Consider the following 18,896-nt stretch of genomic DNA (forward strand, 5'->3'; position numbering starts at 1 on the left):
AATCCACGCACCTGCGTGAGGTGCGACAGGACGACAGCGACGGTAACGGAGCGTACATTGCATTTCAATCCACGCACCTGCGTGAGGTGCGACGCAAAACTTCGTAATGGTGAGCTGAGCCGATGCAGAATTTCAATCCACGCACCTGCGTGAGGTGCGACAGGGGCAGCTTACCTCCTGGAATCCTTTGAACGAATTTCAATCCACGCACCTGCGTGAGGTGCGACTGATTACGTTATTCTTGTCAACCTTGAGAAAACCATTTCAATCCACGCACCTGCGTGAGGTGCGACGCCGAAATTATACGTATGATTCGCCATATGTACATATTTCAATCCACGCACCTGCGTGAGGTGCGACCCTATTGCCGAGGACGTGTACTTTCCACTGCTGATTTCAATCCACGCACCTGCGTGAGGTGCGACTGCGGTACGAGGGACAGACCTTGTACATCGTACATTTCAATCCACGCACCTGCGTGAGGTGCGACCATACCACTCTCTAAATTAACAACGTATCACGTTATTTCAATCCACGCACCTGCGTGAGGTGCGACGACGGGCTCAACGTACACGGCGCAATGATGGATATTTCAATCCACGCACCTGCGTGAGGTGCGACTTGCCGACCGCGTCGACTTCGACAATGTCTACAACATTTCAATCCACGCACCTGCGTGAGGTGCGACAGCATGCCACAACACGGAGCACATGGGTACGGCTATTTCAATCCACGCACCTGCGTGAGGTGCGACTTGGAGCTCTTCGATGCTTCGGGCACAAAGGTGTCAATTTCAATCCACGCACCTGCGTGAGGTGCGACGACCGTAGAGGACATTCAAAGCCTTCCTAATGCAATTTCAATCCACGCACCTGCGTGAGGTGCGACGGGCGCGAGGGGCTTTCAGTCGTTGAAAACTTGGATTTCAATCCACGCACCTGCGTGAGGTGCGACAAGGTAGAGAGTATAGACATGAATATTACCGTAATTTCAATCCACGCACCTGCGTGAGGTGCGACAGCCATTTTTGACCAAATCACTAATGAAATGATTATTAAAATCAAAAATATGCTCAATACATAAACAAAAAAAGAAAGTCCAAGGTTTATTTCAACAAAATCGCCCAAAATATTCTAACTCTTTAGGTGCGAATCCCCCGGGAAATTCATGTTCGCTATACATTCGCACCAAATACTTCAAGGTACTCAATCCGACATTCTTGAATAATGGCACACGACTAATTATTAATTCAACAAGACAACAATGTTACCTTGAGCATAACATATCTTCTTTCAATCCACTTACTTTTTCCAACTTTGTATCCAACACTACTCAAAACACGAGGATCACAATATCGGTCCCACCGGGCAGCAAGAAGGGAACCGGTGTACACCCTTGAGCAATCGATCCTGATAATGCTAAGCAGCTTTGGCAATTGAGCAAGTGGTTGGCCGGCTTGAAGTTTATATTTTAAAACAAATGAGGGACTGCCCATAACATATATGGCACAGTCCCTCAACTCGTTAGTATCCAATTAGAATCTTTCTTCGCCTACGACGCCTTGGATAAATCTCTCCAGCGCTGCCGTATCGGAAATATTGCGGTTGCATGCCTCGCTGCTTGCGCATAAATAGTTGCCGATCGCCTTATAATAGTCTGCCGAAGCGTTGGCCGGCTTTGACTTCGTTAAGGCCGTGAATAACGCGACTTCCTCATGCCGATTGCATACGAAGCATACACTCTTCTTATTAGTCGGTGTAAACCTGCCCTCGACTCCAACAAGCTTGCCGCCTAGCTCATACACAAGATACATCCGGCTTGAAGCAATATCAGTCCAACCTAGATAGGTCATGTGACTGCGATCAATTGTACCCATATTGGGAGTCTTCAGCTTCTTCACCTTCGGAAACAGCTTCTTAATCTGCTGATCCGTTGCTTCCACGAAGCTCTCTACATAAGGCACAAGCTCCTGCAAATAGGCCTGAAATTGCTCCGTTCTTTGCATAGCCGCTACGCTCTCAAGCATTTGCTTTTGTTGCTCTGTCGCCTGCGGGAACGACTCGTTTATTTTCATTAGCGTGCTTTGTCGGACAGCTTCGATAACTTTCCGGTCAGCAACCGTATTGCACGCATGCTGAAGCTGGCCTACCAGCTTCTTAATCAGGTTATATTGATGGTTTCTAATGAATGGTGTTGTCATTGCTTCTCAGCCCCTTATTATTATTGAATAGCCAATAAGGTGCAAAGCCCATTAATTAGAAACGATAACGATATACGCAATCGCGGGCGATCTATTAATGCTAGCGAATCACCCCATACAAAGTATCGCCCCTCCTATCAGGCTTTGCATGAGTCGCTACTTTTTCCGGCAAAGTGTTTTGCCATCTCTACCGACCTCCTCCGATGAATCATAATTCATTATAATACGACCACCTTCCAGCTTCAACATGTGCCAAAATAGCGACGAATAACAGCTAATTGTTGACGATGATAATCGTTATCAATATAATGGAAGAAGATACTTATCGCCTTTCAATCGGGTAGTCCGATTATTATACATGGGAAGAGGAATTCACATATGAGCGATCAACAGTTGGAATTATTCGATGTTACGATTATAGGCGGCGGGCCTGCCGGCTTGTATACCGCTTTCTACAGCGGTATGCGCGATTTGAAGACGAAATTGATCGAGGCGCGTGAAGAGCTGGGCGGCAGAATACTAATCTACCCGGAGAAAATGATCTGGGATGTCGGCGGCGTAACGCCAACGCTAGGTGAGAAGCTCATCCAACAGCTCGTTCAGCAAGCCAAAACATTCGACCCGACTATCGTGCTCGGACAGCATATTACCGCTTATGAGCGCCAAGAGGATGGTACGCTCATTCTGACTTCAGCCACGGGAGAACGCCACTGGACGAAGACAGTCGTGCTAGCTATCGGATACGGCATCCTTCAGATGGCTAAGTTAGAGATCGAGGGCGCTGACCGCTACGAAGTAAGCAACCTGCACTATACGGTTCAGGAATTAGAGATTTTCCGAGGCAAGCGGGTGCTCATCTCCGGAGGAGGCGACTCCGCGGTAGACTGGGCGAATGCGATCGAGCCGATTGCCGCAAGCTTGACTGTCGTGCATCGCAGAGATAAGTTCGGCGGTCATGAGCGCAACGTAAGGCAGATGAAGTCTTCCTCCGCCAACGTTCTTACTCCTTATGCCGTCGATTCCCTGCAAAGCTCCAACGGCAAAGACATCGACCAAGTTATTATCAGCCATGTAGAGACGGGTGAGAAGCAGCACCTGAACGTCGATGCGGTTATCGTCAACCACGGATTGCGGTACAACTTTGGCCCGATCAAAGAGTGGGGCCTGGATATGGGCGACTGGAACGTGAACGTATCCAACCGCATGGAAACGAATATTCCAGGTATCTATGCAGCGGGCGACTTCGTCGATCATGACAGCAAGGTCCACCTGATCGCCGGCACATTTACCGACGCCGTCAACGCGCTCAACAGCGCCAAATTATACATCGACCCACAAGCCGATAAAGTCGCTTACGTCTCCTCGCATAATGCGAAGTTCAAGGAGAAGAACCGCGAGCTTGGCGTTCTGGTTGAGGATGACGAGCATTAATAAACAATTATATAAAAAAAGGCTTAGCTCCGAGGGAGCTAAGCTTTTTTTCGTTCGATGCTCAATGAAGTGAACAAGCTCTGTTGTTGAAATAACGGGAATTTCCCCTGCTTTTTTTTCAGGAATAACCCATCCATTTAGAATAACAGGAGTTCCTCATGTTAATTTCGCCACAGTCACCTATTTGACCCTTGTACAGAGATATTAACAGGAGAAATTCCATCAAATCGTGAAAAACAGGCAAGTTGAGACTTAATAACGGTACAATTTCCAGTTATCTGTTCACACATTGCTACCTTATAACGGGTTCATAGCGAGAAGCGTCCCAAGTATGACCGACACGGCTTCCGCGCGAGTCGATGGCGCTGCCGGAGCGAACTTGTTGCCAGGCGTCACCTCCGCTTGGATCATGTTATGCTTCACAGCTGTGGCAACACTATCCTTCGCCCACTTCGGAATAGCCGCTTCGTCCGCATAGCCGGTCGCCGCTCCAGTAGATAGCGCCAGCTTCGAAGCGCGGACGACCATGGACACCATCTCCGTGTGGGTGATGCCCGCGCCCGGACGGAATGTGCCGTCGGTATAGCCGCTAATAATACCTAACGCCACGGCCTTCTCTACATAAGGGAGCGCCCAAGCCGCGATCTTGTTTTTGTCTTTGAAGGTTAATGGCGCTCCCGCAACAGCGGGATTCAAAGCCTTAATTAACAACGTAGCGAATTCAGCACGCGTAACGCCGCCATTCGGCTTGAAGCTGCCGTCTGTATAGCCGCTGGCGAAGCCAAGCTTCACAGCGGTAGCGATCTCATCCTCAGCCCAATGGCCCACTGTATCTTTGAACTTGCCGGAGCCCGCCGCAGGATCTTCAACGGTAACGGTGCAAATATCCTTGTATCCGCCAACGTCCGACTTGGCGATGATCTTGGCAATACCAGGGTTAACCGCTGTTACTTTGCCGGAGTTGTCCACCGTTGCGATATCCGGATTCGCACTGCTCCACACGACTTTCTTGTTCACTGCGTTAACTGGCAGAATGGTCGCCGTCAGCGTATCGCTTTGTCCCTTCTGCAGTGTTAATACGTTTTTGTTCAAGCTAATGCGGTTCAGAACGATTTTGTCGATGTTTACGAGTTCCTTGCTCCATATTTCCGTAAATTTAGGGTCCAGCCTAATGATCGGCGTATCCGGCTTAATAATTGGTGAAGTGACATCCGGCAATATAATATCAATATCGATCGGCCCAAAGATATCAGGGTCTATAATCAATTTGACTTTCGTCCGGACAAGCGTCGATATCCAACCAAGCGATTCCGCATCCGTTAACGTGTATTTATCTACAATCGGTGTAACCGTATACGCATAAATAATATCGTTTTTCTTCGCCGTTGCCTTATCCTCGTAAACAAGCGGCCCGATATAGTCTTCCGTATTGCTAACTACGAACGTCTTCGTGCCGTCTGGACCGTCGCGCTTAATCTCGTAATACGATTCCATGTTCGTATTATCCGTCCACGTAACTTTCACCGTTCCGTCATTGTTCGGCGTTGCGACCAAATCCGAGGGAGAGCTTGGCTGCAGCACTTTGTAGGGACCAAGAATCCGTTCGTCATAGCTGTTGTCGCCTATAAAAGGTTTGAATAGTACTCCCAAACGAAGCCTTACCGACAAGTAAGCGGGATCAATCGGAATTTGAAAAATCGCTCCCGAGCCAGGCGCTCTGAACCAGGATGGATTGTTGTCCAAAGCAAAGTCTACTCTTGGTATCTCCGTCGTCGTGAAATGACTGTCATCCGTATACGAAAAACGATACGTTCGCCCGGCAATCAGATAAGGAACGCTCAACGGTTTTTGCCCTACCCAAGTATCTCCACCTTCATAAACGCTGTACGTGAGTATGCGAGCTATCGCAGACGCACTTGGAATCGGGCCTAACGTGGACGCGAATAGGATGATCGCGAACAGCGCCACCGCGATCTTTTGAAACCATTTCATTAAATGACCTCCTCAATTCAAGCGAATAGCTATCCATTTTCCTTCAAAATGTATGCTTGCTCGTGAGGAGTGATTCCGAAGATTATGACTTAAAGTAGAAAGAGATGATATTGCGCATTCACGGCAATTCTCCGCTAACATCTGCGCCGTCCGCATTAGAAAAATACTCCTTCAACCCATCCACAATAGCCTGAGCCACGCGGTCTTGCCAAGCTTCGTCCAGCATTTGCGCTTCTTCCTGGGGATTGGTCAGAAACCCGAGCTCCATGAGAATAGAAGGACTCTCATTTCCATCAAGCACCTTCCAGCCTTCCTGCTTGACTCCCCGATCGGGAAAGCCGGTTACCTCGACTAGCTTCCTATGAATGATGTTCGCTAGCGGAAAGCTGCTAGCCGCATCGTAATAGGTCTCCATCCCGGCGACGCCAGAGTCCTCATACGTATTGCCATGGATGGATAGGAAAGCATCGGTATTCAGCTCATTCGAATATAAAGTCCGATTCTCCAGCTCGATGAAAGTATCGTCCTTGCGCGTCATGTACGGATTGTACAGCGGGTCCTCCTCAAGCAGCGCATACACCTTCTGAGCCAGTGACAACGTAAAATCTTTCTCCTCTTCTCCGCTTGCACCGTTTGCTCCAGGGTCCTTCCCGCCGTGACCGGCATCGATTACGATTGTAAACCCAGGTAGCTCGGCTTCCGAGGGCGAAGAAGATCCGCCGGCATTCTCCAACTCATTCGTGACTCCAGAAAGAGCTGAGTCGCCATTCGTATGGACCGGTGGCTGCTGGTCATAAGAAGGCCAAAGAATAATAGCCAAAGCGATAATACCAAGCAAGAGTACGAGACCGCGAAGCCGTGAACGACCTCGCTTCCTGCCTATCAAACCTCTATTCATATTACCTATTTTTCTCGATTTAACTTGCATTCGCGTTCACATCCATTTGCGATATCGTATCTTTATAAGAGCGCTCCATTCTTGCTTTGAAAGCATCTGAAACCGACTTATTATCCTTATATCCTTCCGCAGGCAGAACCCTGTACGTGTATACGGAGCCGCCTAGCTCCTTATCTCGGTACACCCATGTTGGAACATAATCGACCTTGCTAATGACCGTTTTGTTCGTTTCGAGGTTTTTGCTAATCTCGAAGCGAACAATGACGCCGTCCTCCGTGTACACATTATCGAGTGTCTCGGCCCTTTGATTGGATATGAAATTGCCCATCGAATAGATAACAAACGTTTGGTCCAGCCATTCCGATCTTTGAATGACATGCGGGTGGCTGCCAAGAATAATAGCAACACCGGAGTCGGCCAGCATCTGAGCCAGCTCTTCCTGCCTGCCGGACGGCTCGCGCTCATATTCATTGCCCCAGTGGATCGATGCAACGATAAGATCAGCGCCTTGCGCCTTCGCATATGCAATGTCTTCCTTCATCTTCCGCTCATCCACGACATTGATCATGGCATCCAGCTCATCCGCCGTAAGCATGCTCTCGAGTCCGTTGACATGCTCCGTATAGGATAAAATAGCAAGCTTGATGCCTTTAACATCCTTCATCAGCACCCTCGATTCCGGTCGGCTCGCATACGTACCGACGGTGTCCATAGCGTGATTACGAATCGTGTCCAATGTTCGAACGATGCCGTCCTTACCTGTATCGAGACTATGATTATTGGCGGTAGTCATTACGTCGAAACCCGCTTCCCGCAGCGCATCTACCGCTTCATCAGGCGAGTTAAAGCGCGGATATCCGGAGTAAGGATACTTGTCCTTGCCGGCCGTTGTCGTCTCGAAGTTCGCGATCGCGACATCCGCTTCTTCTATGATCGGTTTCACCACTTCGAATACCGGCTTAAAATCATAGCTTCCCGCATCACCTAATGCGCTTTCTAGCTGCGTGTTATGGAACATAATATCGCCGACGGCTGCAAGCTGAATCGTAATGTCTCCAGATGGTTCCGCTTCCGATTCCTGCCCCTGCTCCAATACTGTCACCGCTTGCGGCTTCTTGCGTTCGCCATCGCCCTTGTCTGCGCCAACGATGCCCCCGTATCCCTGTATCCAAACAACAGCGCCAACTGCCGCTCCGATGATTGCCAATGTGATTACGCCTGCTCCCAGCCTCTTCTTCCATCCCCCTCGTCTCCGGCTCATGATAGTTGCTCCTCGTCCACATATTGTTCATAGGTCAATCCGCTCTCGAACACCTTTGTCGCCAGCTCGATACCTAAGTACCGAATATGCCATGGTTCATAGATATAACCGGTAATGTCTTCCTTGCCCTTCGGATATCTAATGATGAATCCATATTCGTGAGCATGGGCCGCCAACCATTTCCCTTCTTCCTTCTCGCCGAAATCTTCCGTCAGCTTGAGCGATACGCTTTCGCTCGTTACATCCATCGCAAGGCCTGTTTGGTGCTCGCTTTGGCCTGCCTTCGCGCTATAACGATTCGCTGCTTCCTCTCCCGCCTGCTTGGCATAACCGGCGAACAGTGCCTCTTGCGTCTTGAAGGAGCGATATCCTGAACGGGCATACAGCTTATGTCCTTCCTTCTTCGCCCCGGCGAACAATTGATTAAGTGCCGCAGCCGGCTCCTCTCTCAGTTGATTCACTTCGGGATTCTCGAGTACCGTCGGCACCTCCACCTTCACTAAGTCCTCCGGCTCATCGGATTCTACGAGAGGATGCTCCCGATTGACCAATGCCTTGATCGTCCAATCGGCCGCGATTTTGTCCGCTTCTATCACATCAGCCATTGTTTCTTTCAACGGCGTCTTCTTTGGAGGCAAACCTTCTGCTTTCGTCCCGCTTGCTCCTTGCACCTGTGCCTGCGGGTCCGCATCTCGGCCGCCACATGCGGTCGTCACCCAAAGCGTAATGACCGCTAAAGCTGTTACGGCTGCAAGCTTCGTCCATCTCTTTCTTGTCATTGCCTACTCTCCCATCTTCATCGGTGACATGCTGCTAGTGTAACGAAGCGGCATATTAGAAGTGAGATAGACTTGTAATGAAGTTGTAAAATATCAAAAAAACGCAAAAAAAAGAGACTGAAATCAGTCTCTCTCACTTCGATATTCCGTACATTCGCTTGCCGATCCACAGCTGCAGGATGGTCATAATATCTTTGTAGAAGCCGACAACTTCGCCAGAGAGCGCGTTAATCAGCACACTTAGCTCAACGACGTCGCTGTCCTTTTTCTTATAGTACAGCTCCGTCACATATCCGCTTAAATAGTAACTGTCGTCCCACTCCAGCTGGCCCTGCGTAAAGTCGCCCATCGTCACGATGAATTGATCGGCTTTGGCTACCATGCCGGCAATATCGTATTTTTTCTCGACGGACGTTGGACGCTTCTCCGCATTTACTGTCGAGAGGCCGACAACTTCGCCGTCCTTTGCATTCATGACGACGCCGTATACATCCTCGGAATCGTATTTGTTAACGATCGTGGACATGTAGATGCCGTTAGCGACCTCGCTTAATTGCTCTTTATACTCAACTAGAAATCCCAGCTTCATTTTCATATCGTTCGTCGCATCGGCCAATACCGCTTTGATCTGCTGTTGATTCATAGAGGTCGTCTCGATCAATATATCGTCCACCGACAGATTATGGCCAAAGTACTTGTTCACCGCATTGACGCTGAGCGTCTTGACGGACTCTTCCGAAAGCACGCCGTTGTATTCCACCTCTTCTGCCGGCTTGTCCTGATTGATTTTTTTGACCATTACGGTATTTTTCGGGATCCCCGAGTAGATGCCGCCGCATCCGGCCAGCAGCATACTGAATACCGAAACAACGAGCAGCGTTGCGATCATTCTCATGTTCCGCTCACCTCGATTGCACGGTTTGGTTGCCCGAAAATAACCCGTATCGTTGTGCCATGCCCAAGCTCGCTGGACACCTCGATAACGCCATGATGAAGCTCCGCAATGCTACGGCAGATCGACAGCCCTAAGCCCGCTCCGTTATTGTTCCTCGTTCGTGCTTTGTCCGCCATATAGAACGGCTCGAATATGCTAGCGATATGCTCCTCGGCAATTCCCTTTCCCTCATCCGTCACTTCTAGCACGCAGTCATCTCCTCGTTTCGCCGTACGGATCGTGACTCGTCCCTTCTCGCTCGAGGCTTTGACCGCATTGTCCACTAAGTTGAAAATGATGACTTTAATCAAATCTTTCTCAGCCACCAAGGGGCTATCCTCGCACAGCAGCTCAAGTTCGATCGCCTTCGCGCTGGCAATTAACCTAAGCGAAGATTCCATCTCCGATACAATATCCTTCAAATTGTCCGGCTTCATCAGCGGATTTCTATCGGTCAGCAAGATTAAATCCATCAGCTTTGTCGACAACGCCTCGAGCCTCTTGCCCTCATTGTAAATCACGTTAACCCCTTCAAGAAAAGCCGCCTCGTCGTATTTGGTCGTCCGCATATAGTTGGCATAACCGATAATCGACGTTAACGGCGTCTTCAGTTCATGGGTAATATTGTTGATGAAACGCTGCTGCGCGCTGTTGTTGCGCTCCAGCTCGATGATTTTATCCTCCACGACCGATGCCATCTCATTGAAATTAGTCGCCAATATGCCGATTTCATCACGGGATTTCAGCTGTACACGCTCCGAGAACTGACCTTGTGCGATTTCCTTGGCTGTCCGTACCATATTCTCTATCGGCTTGGTTAGCCCTTTGCTGATGAAGAACATAACGATCATATAGAGCAAGCATGCGGCAATATCGATTTGAACGAATAAGCGGTATTGCTCCACCCGTTCGGCATAAAGCGGCGTAACATCCTTGACGTAGGTGAATACATAGCTTTTCTGATTAATGTCCGTTACGTTCGTCGTGAAGAGCATCGTCCGGCTGTCGATGTCTCTCAAAATATATTTGATCTCATCCGGCTGCAGCCCCTTCTGTTCCTCGCGGTCTGCCGGCATGTCAAAGTCCAGGTTACTATAGATCGTTTTGTTCTGTTCGCCCGCAATTTCAAGGTAGTTGCCTTGACCGCTGTTCTTCTCCACGAACTCCTGGGCGATATTCGTAAGCACGGTTTTCTCGTAATCAATAGAATCGTAAATACGCAGAATCGGCACGATCGCGTTCACGCTCGAGTTGATGCTCATGTTCGCGCTCAGCGTGTTGTTGATCTCCTGCAGCAGCATTTTGCTATGGTTTCGCTCAATGACCATGATGGAAGCCGCATTGAATATGACGATGAACGTAATAATAGAGAACAGACATATTTTCTGCCAAAATTTCATCGGCTAATCCTCCAGCCTATAGCCGATTTTGAAGATCGTCTTGATGTGCTCCTGCAAGCCTAGCTTCTTCCTTAAAGACTTAATATGCATATCGACTGTTCTCGTCTCGCCGTAGAAATCGCCGCCCCATACCTTCTCAATAAACTGCTCCCTCGACAAGGCGATGTTCTTATTCCGGATCAGAACGATCAACAATTCATACTCCTTCGGCGTAAGCTCGGCAACCGTATCGTGAGCCGTCACTTCACGCTTGTCCAGATATACTCGGATATGGTGAAAGCCAAGAACCGAATCCTCCTTGCCATAACGCCTTAATACCGTCTCGATACGCGCCAGCAGCTCGATCGCCTCGAAGGGCTTAACCATGTAGTCGTCTGCTCCCAGCTTCAAGCCGCTTACTTTGTCGAACACCGATTCTCTGGCCGTCAAAAAAATAACCGGGATTTCCAGCGGCCTTATCTTCTCCATCAGCTCGAAGCCGTCCATACGGGGAATCATCACATCGAGCAGGATCAGGTCGATCTTGCCGCTGCGGATCGTCTCCAGCGCTTCGATGCCATCATACGCCTGTACAGTCTCATATCCGACGATCGTCAAGTTCATCTTAATAATATTCGATATCGAGGTATCGTCCTCGACGATAAGTATTCGCTTATTCATTGCCGGTTCAGGCCTCCAATTCACATCCCGCAAGCAATCGCTGCTACACTCCCAACATAGCATAATTTCGCAGGAAAGAGAAAGAGCCGCCCCGCAAGCCTAATAGCTATAGGGACAGCCCATATGGTTAATCTGTATTAGGATGCAGCCTGCTCGCCAACCAGCTTCCAGTCCGATTGGGTGTAATTGCCCATATGCCACAAGGACACGCCCTTCAGACCGTAATACTTAGCGAGCCATAGCTTCTTCGCTATACTTTGCGTATCCTCATAAAATAGTTCATGACTGCTGCGCCCATCCACGAAATTCGCTTTTGTCACGAAATAAGGCATCGGCCATGAGACCTTCACTGCTGACATCGCCAGCCGCTTCTCTACATCCGCGATGGCTGGGCTAAGCGCAGATCCGGTGACGCCATTCGTCGTTACCCACTGATTGGCCTGCTTGGAGATGCCCAGCACGAGCTTCTCCTTCGGTATAACCTTCAGCGCCGTGGTTACCGTATCGTTAACGAGCGGCAGCGGAGCCGAAGGCAGCCTGCTCGCGTCATGGGTGAAGTCATATGCCATCAGGATAACGGTATCTGCCAGCTTGCCGATCTCCTTCAGATCATAGCCTTTGTAATAATGGATCGGAGGCACGGCGACGGACAATGTGCGCGAGCCTAACTGAGCCTTCAACGCTTGCAGGAATCGCACGTAATCTGCCGCGCTTGCCGCATCCTTCAAGCCTTCGAAGTCGATGCTCACGCCGGTGAACGAATAAGCCGGATCGTTCACGGTCGCTACCAACGATTCGATAAAGGCAGCTTGAGCAGGCAGATCCTTTAAGAAGTCTGCCAGCTTGCTGCTGCTGTCTGCGAATACCATCAGCTCCTTCGAGAGCCCCGCTGCATCGGCCGCAGCAATGACCTCCTCGTAGCCGTTCGGGATGCGATTGACCGTCGCACTCGTATTCAGCTTAGCCGTTCCCGCAGTGCCATACTCTAAGTGCGACCAACCGAAGATTACATTCGCGAGCTTGTCCATCTGATTGATCGCAGGGTAAGATTGAACCGCATAATAGCCGGTAAAATCAACCTTTTGCCCGGATATCCGCTTGTCTATTAACCGGTAAATAACGGCTGCCGCCTGCTTGCGAATAAGCGGCTCAGCGGGCTTGAAGCCGCTTGAATCGCCCTCCATAATACCGCGGTGCGCCGCATAATATACATATGGCTGCATGGAAGCCGTTATAGCGGAATGATCCTTGAAGGCTCTTGCATCTCGTTCCTTCTTCCACTCCGTGGACAACCATTGCTTCCTTGTCTCTTCCTTCTCCGAATCCAGCAGCGACTGCCCTACCAGCATCGCAACCTCTTGTCTCGTAATCGTCTTCGTTGGTTGAAACAATCCTTTGCTATCTAGTAAACTATCGATCCATCCACGTTCATAGGCAGCAGAAATGAACGGCGCAGACCAACGATTCTGCGCCACATCGCCTGGCGTTCGGGATGCGGCAGCGCTCGTATCCAATTGTGCTGCCATGACGAGCAGCTTAATGAACGCTTCTCTCGACAAGTCCGCTCCCGGTCGGTAGGTGCGATCCTCATAGCCGTTAATAATGCCTAACGCCGATAATGTATAAATAGGCTCGAGCGAATAATCGTTGACCTCGTCCTTGAATGGCTGAAGCTGAACGTCATAGGCGAACGCGTTATTCGCGAATAATAGTACAGATATAAATACCAACACGCTTATTTTTCTAACCATGATAATCTCCTCTCTTAATCACGACTCTATTATAAACGGCCGAAGAGAAGAAATAGTTACAAATCGCGAAACAAGAAAAAAACACATCCTCATGCGGATGCGTTTCACATTTACTTTGCTTTTTACTTTATTAACTCATCTATTTCGCTTTTTAATAAAAGGTACCTATGAACGCTTCTCATGATCGGCACTTTCGTTAAACTGCTTTTGTCTGCATAGGTTTTCATTTGATCTTTAGAGAGACCTAACAACTGGCCCGCTTCTGTTACAGTTAAAACTTCTTGATTACTTGTCGCATTAAAGGTTTTTTTCACTTTAAGATTCCAGTCTTCGAATTCGTTCATAGATCGTCCCAACCATTCCTATTCTTAGCCAATACCTTTCTTGGCTTCATCCTTTTATTATAACAGATGGTTAGGTTTTCTCCTAAACATCTACTTCTCCTTATTCCTATACATCAAGATTAAAGAAAGGATGAAGACAATAAGAACCAGAGACATCGTATTCGTAATCAAGAATGCATAACCAACGCCATCAAGCGCTAAGCTGACCGCATAGACCTCCATAAGTCCGATGCCGGCGAATAGCAGCCAGAACGTTTTCTGATTCAAGTCCTTCACCGATTTCGTTCGAATGATTTGAACAATTTGCGGAATCCATCCGAACGATAGAATAACGCCACCGATAAGCTGAAATAGGGCAAAGAGCATAAGATCCCCTCCAAGTGAAGCTTATGCCGCTATTACCCATTTCGTGACGAATGCCCGCAAAATAAGAAAAAAACCGTGCAGCAGCAAGCAAACTGCAATTTGCACGGTTCTGGGTATTCGATTTAAGGACGCGAGAAGGTAGCTACCACGGCAGCGCCTCTCCTCTATGAAAGAACCCTCCCGTTGGCCCGTCTGCCTGCAGCGTCGCTAAGGACACCGCGGTTTCGGCTCCTTCGTGTACTTCCATTGGAGCATGCTCTCCGCCCATATCCGTCTTCACCCAGCCCGGGTGGCAGGCATTCACTTTAATGTTCGTGTCTCTGAGCGCGATAGAAAGCTGCGCGGTCCAGGCATTAAGAGCCGCTTTCGAGGTCGTATAGGCGGGAACCGATCTGCTGCCGTACATTTCGTCAGAAAGGATCGTTCCGACAGAGCCTAGAATACTCGATTGGTTAACGACTCTTCCCTCCGGACTCGCCTTCAACAGATGAAGAACGGCTTCCGTCAATGCTTGAGCGCCGAACACATTCACTTCGAACGTGCTTCGCATCACATCCACGTTATTACCCAAATGATCCAAATAAGTGCCTGCATTATTAATAAGAATATCCAGTTTGCCGTACTCTTTCTCGATATGACTGGCTACGGACCCAATATGGTTAGCATTTGTAACATCTAATTCCACTCCATAGGCATGAATGTTTTCCGCTTGCAGCCCTGCTGCTGCTTCCTCTGCTTTGGCCAGGCTACGCGCGCCAAGCAGGACGGTGACGCCCTGTCTGCCAAGCTGCCGGCCTATTTCCAAACCAATGCCTTTGTACGCTCCGGTAATGAGTGCGATTTTGTTATTCATGCTTATCATCCTCCGCTACCATTTTTTTACTGAACGGTACATAATGTTTAAAAAAATACTCAATAAAGCAGCTTGAGTATTTCTTCAACCGCATTTGCGATATAAGCGCGATCGGGCTTAGACTTCCTCGCTACGGAAAGACCAATGGACGAAACCATCATAGCATGCGCCAAACTCGAAGCGTTCAAAGTACTCGAAAGCTCTCCCTTGCGAATGCCGTCCGCTATCGTCTGCTCGAATATATCGATGGTCTTCGTTTGAAAGTCTTTGGTGAACGCCGCGAAGGTTTCGTCATGAGGCGCGAGCTCTACCATTGTATTGACGCACAAGCACCCAAAATCCGGATTGTTCTCGCCCGCTCCATCAACAATCCCGTACAAGTATACGCGGAAAGCTTCTTTGACAGTCGGTGTGTTGCGCATTCTATTCTGAATGAAGGAGAGGCTTAATTCCGAATACTTGCTAAGCGCTGCTTCGAACAGCTCCTTCTTCCCGCCGAAGGCAGCATACAGACTAGGTCGCCGGATGCCCATCCGAGAAGTCAGATCGCTAAGCGAAGCAGCCTCATAACCCTTCTCCCAAAATACATTCATCGCAGCGATCAATGCTTCTTGTTCATCAAACTCTCGTGGCCTTACCATTGCTAAATCACTCTTTCTGTACCGATCAGTATATAACAATGGTAAATGATGCCACAAGAAAAGTCAAACAAATTAATGGTTGTCAGTTCATCTTCTGTTGGTGCAATATCGCGTAACCATATGCAGGAAGCTCATAGCTCAATCGACCTTGCGCGGCGAGGACTTCTTTCCCTGACAAAACATCAGTCCAGGCTTCCCCGGCTACCATCGTCCTTAAGGTTGAACTTGTCTCCGAACGATTAATGAGGATGACGAAGCGATCCTTGTCATCTTGACGCTCGTACATTAAATGCCCATCATTGTCCTGATTTCGTACAAAGGTAAGTGCTCCGTCTTGCAGCGCAGCATATTGGTGACGCAAGGAGATGAGCTGCTTGAAAAACTGAAGCAATTCGCCGTCCTGCTTCTCCGGATCCCATTCCATACATTTGCGGTTATCGGGATCATAGCCTCCATCCATACCGATCTCATCGCCGTAATAGATACAAGGCGCACCTGGAAACGTAAGCTGGAACAACGTTGCGAGCTTCAGCCGCTCCAGGCTGCCGCCGCATAACGTAAGCAAACGGACCGTATCATGACTGCCGAGCAAATTAAAGGCAACTTCATTTACTTGTCTTGAATAGCTGGCCAATTGTCCGCTAAGTCTATTAACGAGCTCCGATGCTCCGATTCGATTGTGGGCAAAGAAATCGAGACATGCCTTCGTGAACGGATAATTCATGACCGCATCGAATTGATCCCCAAGCAGCCATGGCAAAGAGTCATTCATAATTTCTCCCAAAATGTAGGCTTCCGGATTGACGCCTTTTACGGTTTGGCGGAACTCTCTCCAGAAAGCATGATCCACCTCATTCGCTACATCGAGTCTCCATCCGTCGATTCCGACTTCATCAATCCAATATTTTGCGACTTTCAGAAGATACGCTTTTACTTCGGCGTTCTCTGTATTCAACTTCGGCATGATCGGTTCAAAGGCGAACGTGTCATAGGTCGGCAGGCCATCCTTCACGGTGAGCGGCCATTCGCGTATGTGGAACCAATCGGCGTAAGCGGAATCGGCTCCCTTATGCATGACATCGACAAAAGGCTCGAACGTGTGGCCCGAGTGGTTGAATACGGCATCGAGCAATACGCGAATTCCTCGTTCATGGCACGCGTTCACGAGCTGCTTCAACGTATCGTTCGTTCCGAAATGCGGATCGACTTTCAAATAATCCTTCGTATCGTATTTATGATTGGTCGTACCTTCGAACACCGGGTTCATATAAATCGCATTAATGCCGAGCGTGCTCAAATAGTCTAGATGATCGATAATACCCTGGAGATCGCCTCCGAAAAAATTATGCGGAGTTGGCTTGCCGCCCCATTGCTCCGTCCCTTCAGGATCATTGGACGGATCTCCGTTCGCGAACCGCTCCGGAAATATTTGATAAAACACGGCTTTTTTCACCCATGCCGGCGGCTTATGAACATCAGCAGGATTTAGGAACGGGAAATCGTATAAGCCTTCATAAAAAATGACCGGAGGTTCGTCAAACAGGCCCTTCTCCTGCAAGTAGACTGTTCTATCACCATCATTCAAGGCAAAATAATAAGCCACCCTGCGAAGCTTCGGCTGTATGGCAGCTTCCCAATAATCGAACTTGCCGTCAGATACCCAATGAACCATAGGGATACAATCATTTACGTGCTCCCAGCTATATTTGTCGCCATAATAAAGAGTAATTTGTTTGATATCCGCTTTCTTCGTTCGAATTCGGATATGCAGGGTTCGGTCATCATAAGCAAAGGTCCAATTAAATTTGGAACGGTGGTAAATCGCTTCTTCATTCATACTCGTGAGCACTCTCCTTTGAATTAGGTAGATTAAGACAACGCAAAAAGGGCCCAACCCCGCATACACGAGGTTGAACCCAAAAGGTTGCATTGCCTTTAATTTCCACAAACTTAACATAGGAATATCGTTACGTCAATCTTTTTTCTTATTTGCTTTTCTTATTTGCTCGTTGCGCTTCTCTTGGCAAACCACTCTGACTTTGGCTTACGCACCGGCCTAGCTTTAGGTCCGTCAGACTTGGATGCTGCCGGCTTTGCATAGTTCGATTTGGATGCTGGCGATTTGGATGCTGGCGGTCTGGCGCCAGCTGGTTTCGAAGCTTTTGGCTTAGCAGCTGCAGCTGCCGCCATCGCTGCTTTGGTAACAGGTCTATTCCGCATTGCATACGGATGTTCTTTTATTTCAGGAATGTTTTTACCGATCAATTTCTCAATGTCCTTCAAATTCGAAAGTTCCTCCGCTTCGCAGAAGGAGATCGCGATCCCGCTATTTCCAGCTCTGCCTGTACGGCCAATACGATGCACATAGGTTTCTGGAATTTCGGGAAGGTTGAAGTTGAACACATGTGAAAGCTCATCCACATCAATGCCTCGTGCCGCGATATCCGTTGCCACGAGTACTCGCGTTGCGCCATTCTTGAAGTTTCTTAACGCATTCTGACGATCGTTTTGCGATTTATTGCCATGAATGGCTTGTGCCGTAATTCCTGCGTGAGACAGATCTCGCGTAACGCGGTCGGCGCCGCGTTTCGTCCGAGTAAACACGAGCGCCGAAGCAATCGTTTTATCTTGCAGCAAGTCGTTCAATAACGCTTGTTTCTTCCCGTTTTCCAACAAATAAATCGATTGCTCTATTCGATCTACCGTAGAGGATACCGGCGTGATTTCAACTTTCACCGGATTGATGAGTATCGATTTAATCATTTTCGATATTTCAGGCGGCATCGTTGCCGAGAAGAAAAGGGTTTGCTTCTTACTAGGCATTTTGGCAATAATTCGTTTCACATCATGAATAAAGCCCATATCGAGCATCCGGTCAGCTTCATCAAGCACCAAAATTTGAACATGCTGCAGATCAATACGTTTTTGATTGATAAGATCGATGAGTCGGCCCGGCGTTGCGATAATAATATCCGCGCCTTGATTAAGCGCACGCTCCTGCTGTTTCTGCGATACTCCGCCAACGATAGCGCAGCAGCGAATATCGGTATACTGACTATACGCCTTAATGTTGTCGGCAATCTGAATGGCCAGCTCTCTTGTCGGGGTCAAAATCAAGGAGCGAATGCGCCGTCCCGTATTCGGGCTCAGCTTTTGCTGGCTTAACAGCTGAATAATCGGCAATGAAAACGCCGCTGTCTTTCCTGTGCCCGTTTGAGCGCAACCAAGCAAATCTCGGCCTTCCAATACAGCCGGAATCGACTGTTCTTGAATCGGTGTAGGCGTTGTATAGTTCTCTTTACTTAAAGCTTTTAGAATCGAAGGTGAAAGGTTCAAATCATTAAATGTCATATTGTCTCCTTAGTTATACTTGCCTATATTAGTCA

The 18,896-nt window shown here is 48.7% G+C and carries 16 protein-coding genes and 1 CRISPR repeat array; of the genes, 1 reads left to right on the top strand and 15 read right to left on the bottom strand.

The window, feature by feature from the left end; all coding sequences use genetic code 11:
- Positions 1-61: 61 nt before the first annotated feature.
- Positions 62-1,019: direct repeats of the CRISPR family, unit length 32 nt; unit sequence ATTTCAATCCACGCACCTGCGTGAGGTGCGAC.
- A 515-nt stretch (positions 1,020-1,534) separates the two neighbouring features.
- Positions 1,535-2,200 (bottom strand): FusB/FusC family EF-G-binding protein, encoded by a 666-nt coding sequence (locus V8F51_RS30565; protein ID WP_337104287.1) that lies wholly within the window; start codon positions 2,198-2,200, stop codon positions 1,535-1,537.
- 378 nt (positions 2,201-2,578) lie between these two features.
- Between V8F51_RS30565 and V8F51_RS30570 the strand changes: the two genes are divergently transcribed.
- Positions 2,579-3,631 (top strand): NAD(P)/FAD-dependent oxidoreductase, encoded by a 1,053-nt coding sequence (locus tag V8F51_RS30570; RefSeq protein ID WP_337104288.1) that lies wholly within the window; start codon positions 2,579-2,581, stop codon positions 3,629-3,631.
- A gap of 297 nt (positions 3,632-3,928) precedes the next feature.
- Here V8F51_RS30570 and V8F51_RS30575 read toward each other — a convergent pair whose 3' ends face one another.
- From V8F51_RS30575 to V8F51_RS30640, 14 genes are all read right to left on the bottom strand, one after another.
- Positions 3,929-5,623, bottom strand: a complete 1,695-nt coding sequence (locus tag V8F51_RS30575) for an S-layer homology domain-containing protein (protein ID WP_337104289.1) — start codon at positions 5,621-5,623, stop codon at positions 3,929-3,931.
- 118 nt (positions 5,624-5,741) lie between these two features.
- Complete coding sequence (locus V8F51_RS30580) at positions 5,742-6,521, bottom strand: N-acetylmuramoyl-L-alanine amidase family protein (protein WP_337104290.1); 780 nt, start codon at positions 6,519-6,521, stop codon at positions 5,742-5,744.
- 19 nt (positions 6,522-6,540) lie between these two features.
- A complete protein-coding gene (locus V8F51_RS30585) occupies positions 6,541-7,782 on the bottom strand; it encodes a CapA family protein (protein WP_337104291.1) in 1,242 nt (413 codons plus the stop codon).
- Positions 7,779-8,561, bottom strand: coding sequence for a M15 family metallopeptidase (locus V8F51_RS30590; protein ID WP_337104292.1), 783 nt, complete (start codon positions 8,559-8,561; stop codon positions 7,779-7,781). Before V8F51_RS30590 ends, V8F51_RS30585 begins: the two co-directional genes overlap by 4 nt.
- A gap of 133 nt (positions 8,562-8,694) precedes the next feature.
- Complete coding sequence (locus V8F51_RS30595; protein ID WP_337104293.1) at positions 8,695-9,456, bottom strand: hypothetical protein; 762 nt, start codon at positions 9,454-9,456, stop codon at positions 8,695-8,697.
- Entirely contained in the window at positions 9,453-10,895 is a 1,443-nt protein-coding gene (locus V8F51_RS30600) for a sensor histidine kinase (RefSeq protein WP_337104294.1), read from the bottom strand. The genes V8F51_RS30595 and V8F51_RS30600 overlap by 4 nt, the downstream gene beginning before the upstream one ends.
- 3 nt (positions 10,896-10,898) lie before the next feature.
- Positions 10,899-11,555: a response regulator transcription factor gene (locus V8F51_RS30605; RefSeq protein ID WP_337104295.1), complete on the bottom strand. Its 657-nt coding sequence runs from the start codon at positions 11,553-11,555 to the stop codon at positions 10,899-10,901.
- A 137-nt stretch (positions 11,556-11,692) separates the two neighbouring features.
- Positions 11,693-13,306 (bottom strand): glycosyl hydrolase family 18 protein, encoded by a 1,614-nt coding sequence (locus V8F51_RS30610; protein WP_337104296.1) that lies wholly within the window; start codon positions 13,304-13,306, stop codon positions 11,693-11,695.
- A gap of 122 nt (positions 13,307-13,428) precedes the next feature.
- The gene (locus tag V8F51_RS30615) at positions 13,429-13,650 is read right to left on the bottom strand and encodes a DNA-binding protein (RefSeq protein WP_337104297.1); all 222 of its coding nucleotides are present in this window, start codon (positions 13,648-13,650) and stop codon (positions 13,429-13,431) included.
- A 90-nt stretch (positions 13,651-13,740) separates the two neighbouring features.
- Positions 13,741-14,016: a PQ-loop domain-containing transporter gene (locus tag V8F51_RS30620; protein WP_337104299.1), complete on the bottom strand. Its 276-nt coding sequence runs from the start codon at positions 14,014-14,016 to the stop codon at positions 13,741-13,743.
- A 142-nt stretch (positions 14,017-14,158) separates the two neighbouring features.
- Entirely contained in the window at positions 14,159-14,869 is a 711-nt protein-coding gene (locus V8F51_RS30625) for an SDR family oxidoreductase (protein ID WP_337104300.1), read from the bottom strand.
- 59 nt (positions 14,870-14,928) lie between these two features.
- The gene (locus V8F51_RS30630; protein ID WP_337104301.1) at positions 14,929-15,510 is read right to left on the bottom strand and encodes a TetR/AcrR family transcriptional regulator; all 582 of its coding nucleotides are present in this window, start codon (positions 15,508-15,510) and stop codon (positions 14,929-14,931) included.
- A gap of 82 nt (positions 15,511-15,592) precedes the next feature.
- A complete protein-coding gene (locus V8F51_RS30635; protein WP_337104302.1) occupies positions 15,593-17,347 on the bottom strand; it encodes an alpha-glycosidase in 1,755 nt (584 codons plus the stop codon).
- A gap of 161 nt (positions 17,348-17,508) precedes the next feature.
- Positions 17,509-18,861 (bottom strand): DEAD/DEAH box helicase, encoded by a 1,353-nt coding sequence (locus tag V8F51_RS30640; RefSeq protein ID WP_337104303.1) that lies wholly within the window; start codon positions 18,859-18,861, stop codon positions 17,509-17,511.
- Positions 18,862-18,896: the final 35 nt, after the last annotated feature.

The organism is Paenibacillus sp. YIM B09110, from assembly GCF_037167145.1.
Lineage (GTDB): Bacteria > Bacillota > Bacilli > Paenibacillales > Paenibacillaceae > Pristimantibacillus.

Bases quoted from the DNA above. Each gene is read 5' to 3' on its own strand.
- V8F51_RS30580 (WP_337104290.1), bottom strand. From the start codon at position 6,521: ATGAATAGAGGTTTGATAGGCAGGAAGCGAGGTCGTTCACGGCTTCGC.
- V8F51_RS30625 (WP_337104300.1), bottom strand. From the start codon at position 14,869: ATGAATAACAAAATCGCACTCATTACCGGAGCGTACAAAGGCATTGGT.
- V8F51_RS30610 (WP_337104296.1), bottom strand. From the start codon at position 13,306: ATGGTTAGAAAAATAAGCGTGTTGGTATTTATATCTGTACTATTATTC.
- V8F51_RS30585 (WP_337104291.1), bottom strand. From the start codon at position 7,782: ATGAGCCGGAGACGAGGGGGATGGAAGAAGAGGCTGGGAGCAGGCGTA.
- V8F51_RS30635 (WP_337104302.1), bottom strand. From the start codon at position 17,347: ATGAATGAAGAAGCGATTTACCACCGTTCCAAATTTAATTGGACCTTT.
- V8F51_RS30575 (WP_337104289.1), bottom strand. From the start codon at position 5,623: ATGAAATGGTTTCAAAAGATCGCGGTGGCGCTGTTCGCGATCATCCTA.
- V8F51_RS30595 (WP_337104293.1), bottom strand. From the start codon at position 9,456: ATGAGAATGATCGCAACGCTGCTCGTTGTTTCGGTATTCAGTATGCTG.
- V8F51_RS30565 (WP_337104287.1), bottom strand. From the start codon at position 2,200: ATGACAACACCATTCATTAGAAACCATCAATATAACCTGATTAAGAAG.
- V8F51_RS30590 (WP_337104292.1), bottom strand. From the start codon at position 8,561: ATGACAAGAAAGAGATGGACGAAGCTTGCAGCCGTAACAGCTTTAGCG.
- V8F51_RS30600 (WP_337104294.1), bottom strand. From the start codon at position 10,895: ATGAAATTTTGGCAGAAAATATGTCTGTTCTCTATTATTACGTTCATC.
- V8F51_RS30630 (WP_337104301.1), bottom strand. From the start codon at position 15,510: ATGGTAAGGCCACGAGAGTTTGATGAACAAGAAGCATTGATCGCTGCG.
- V8F51_RS30640 (WP_337104303.1), bottom strand. From the start codon at position 18,861: ATGACATTTAATGATTTGAACCTTTCACCTTCGATTCTAAAAGCTTTA.
- V8F51_RS30605 (WP_337104295.1), bottom strand. From the start codon at position 11,555: ATGAATAAGCGAATACTTATCGTCGAGGACGATACCTCGATATCGAAT.
- V8F51_RS30620 (WP_337104299.1), bottom strand. From the start codon at position 14,016: ATGCTCTTTGCCCTATTTCAGCTTATCGGTGGCGTTATTCTATCGTTC.
- V8F51_RS30570 (WP_337104288.1), top strand. From the start codon at position 2,579: ATGAGCGATCAACAGTTGGAATTATTCGATGTTACGATTATAGGCGGC.
- V8F51_RS30615 (WP_337104297.1), bottom strand. From the start codon at position 13,650: ATGAACGAATTCGAAGACTGGAATCTTAAAGTGAAAAAAACCTTTAAT.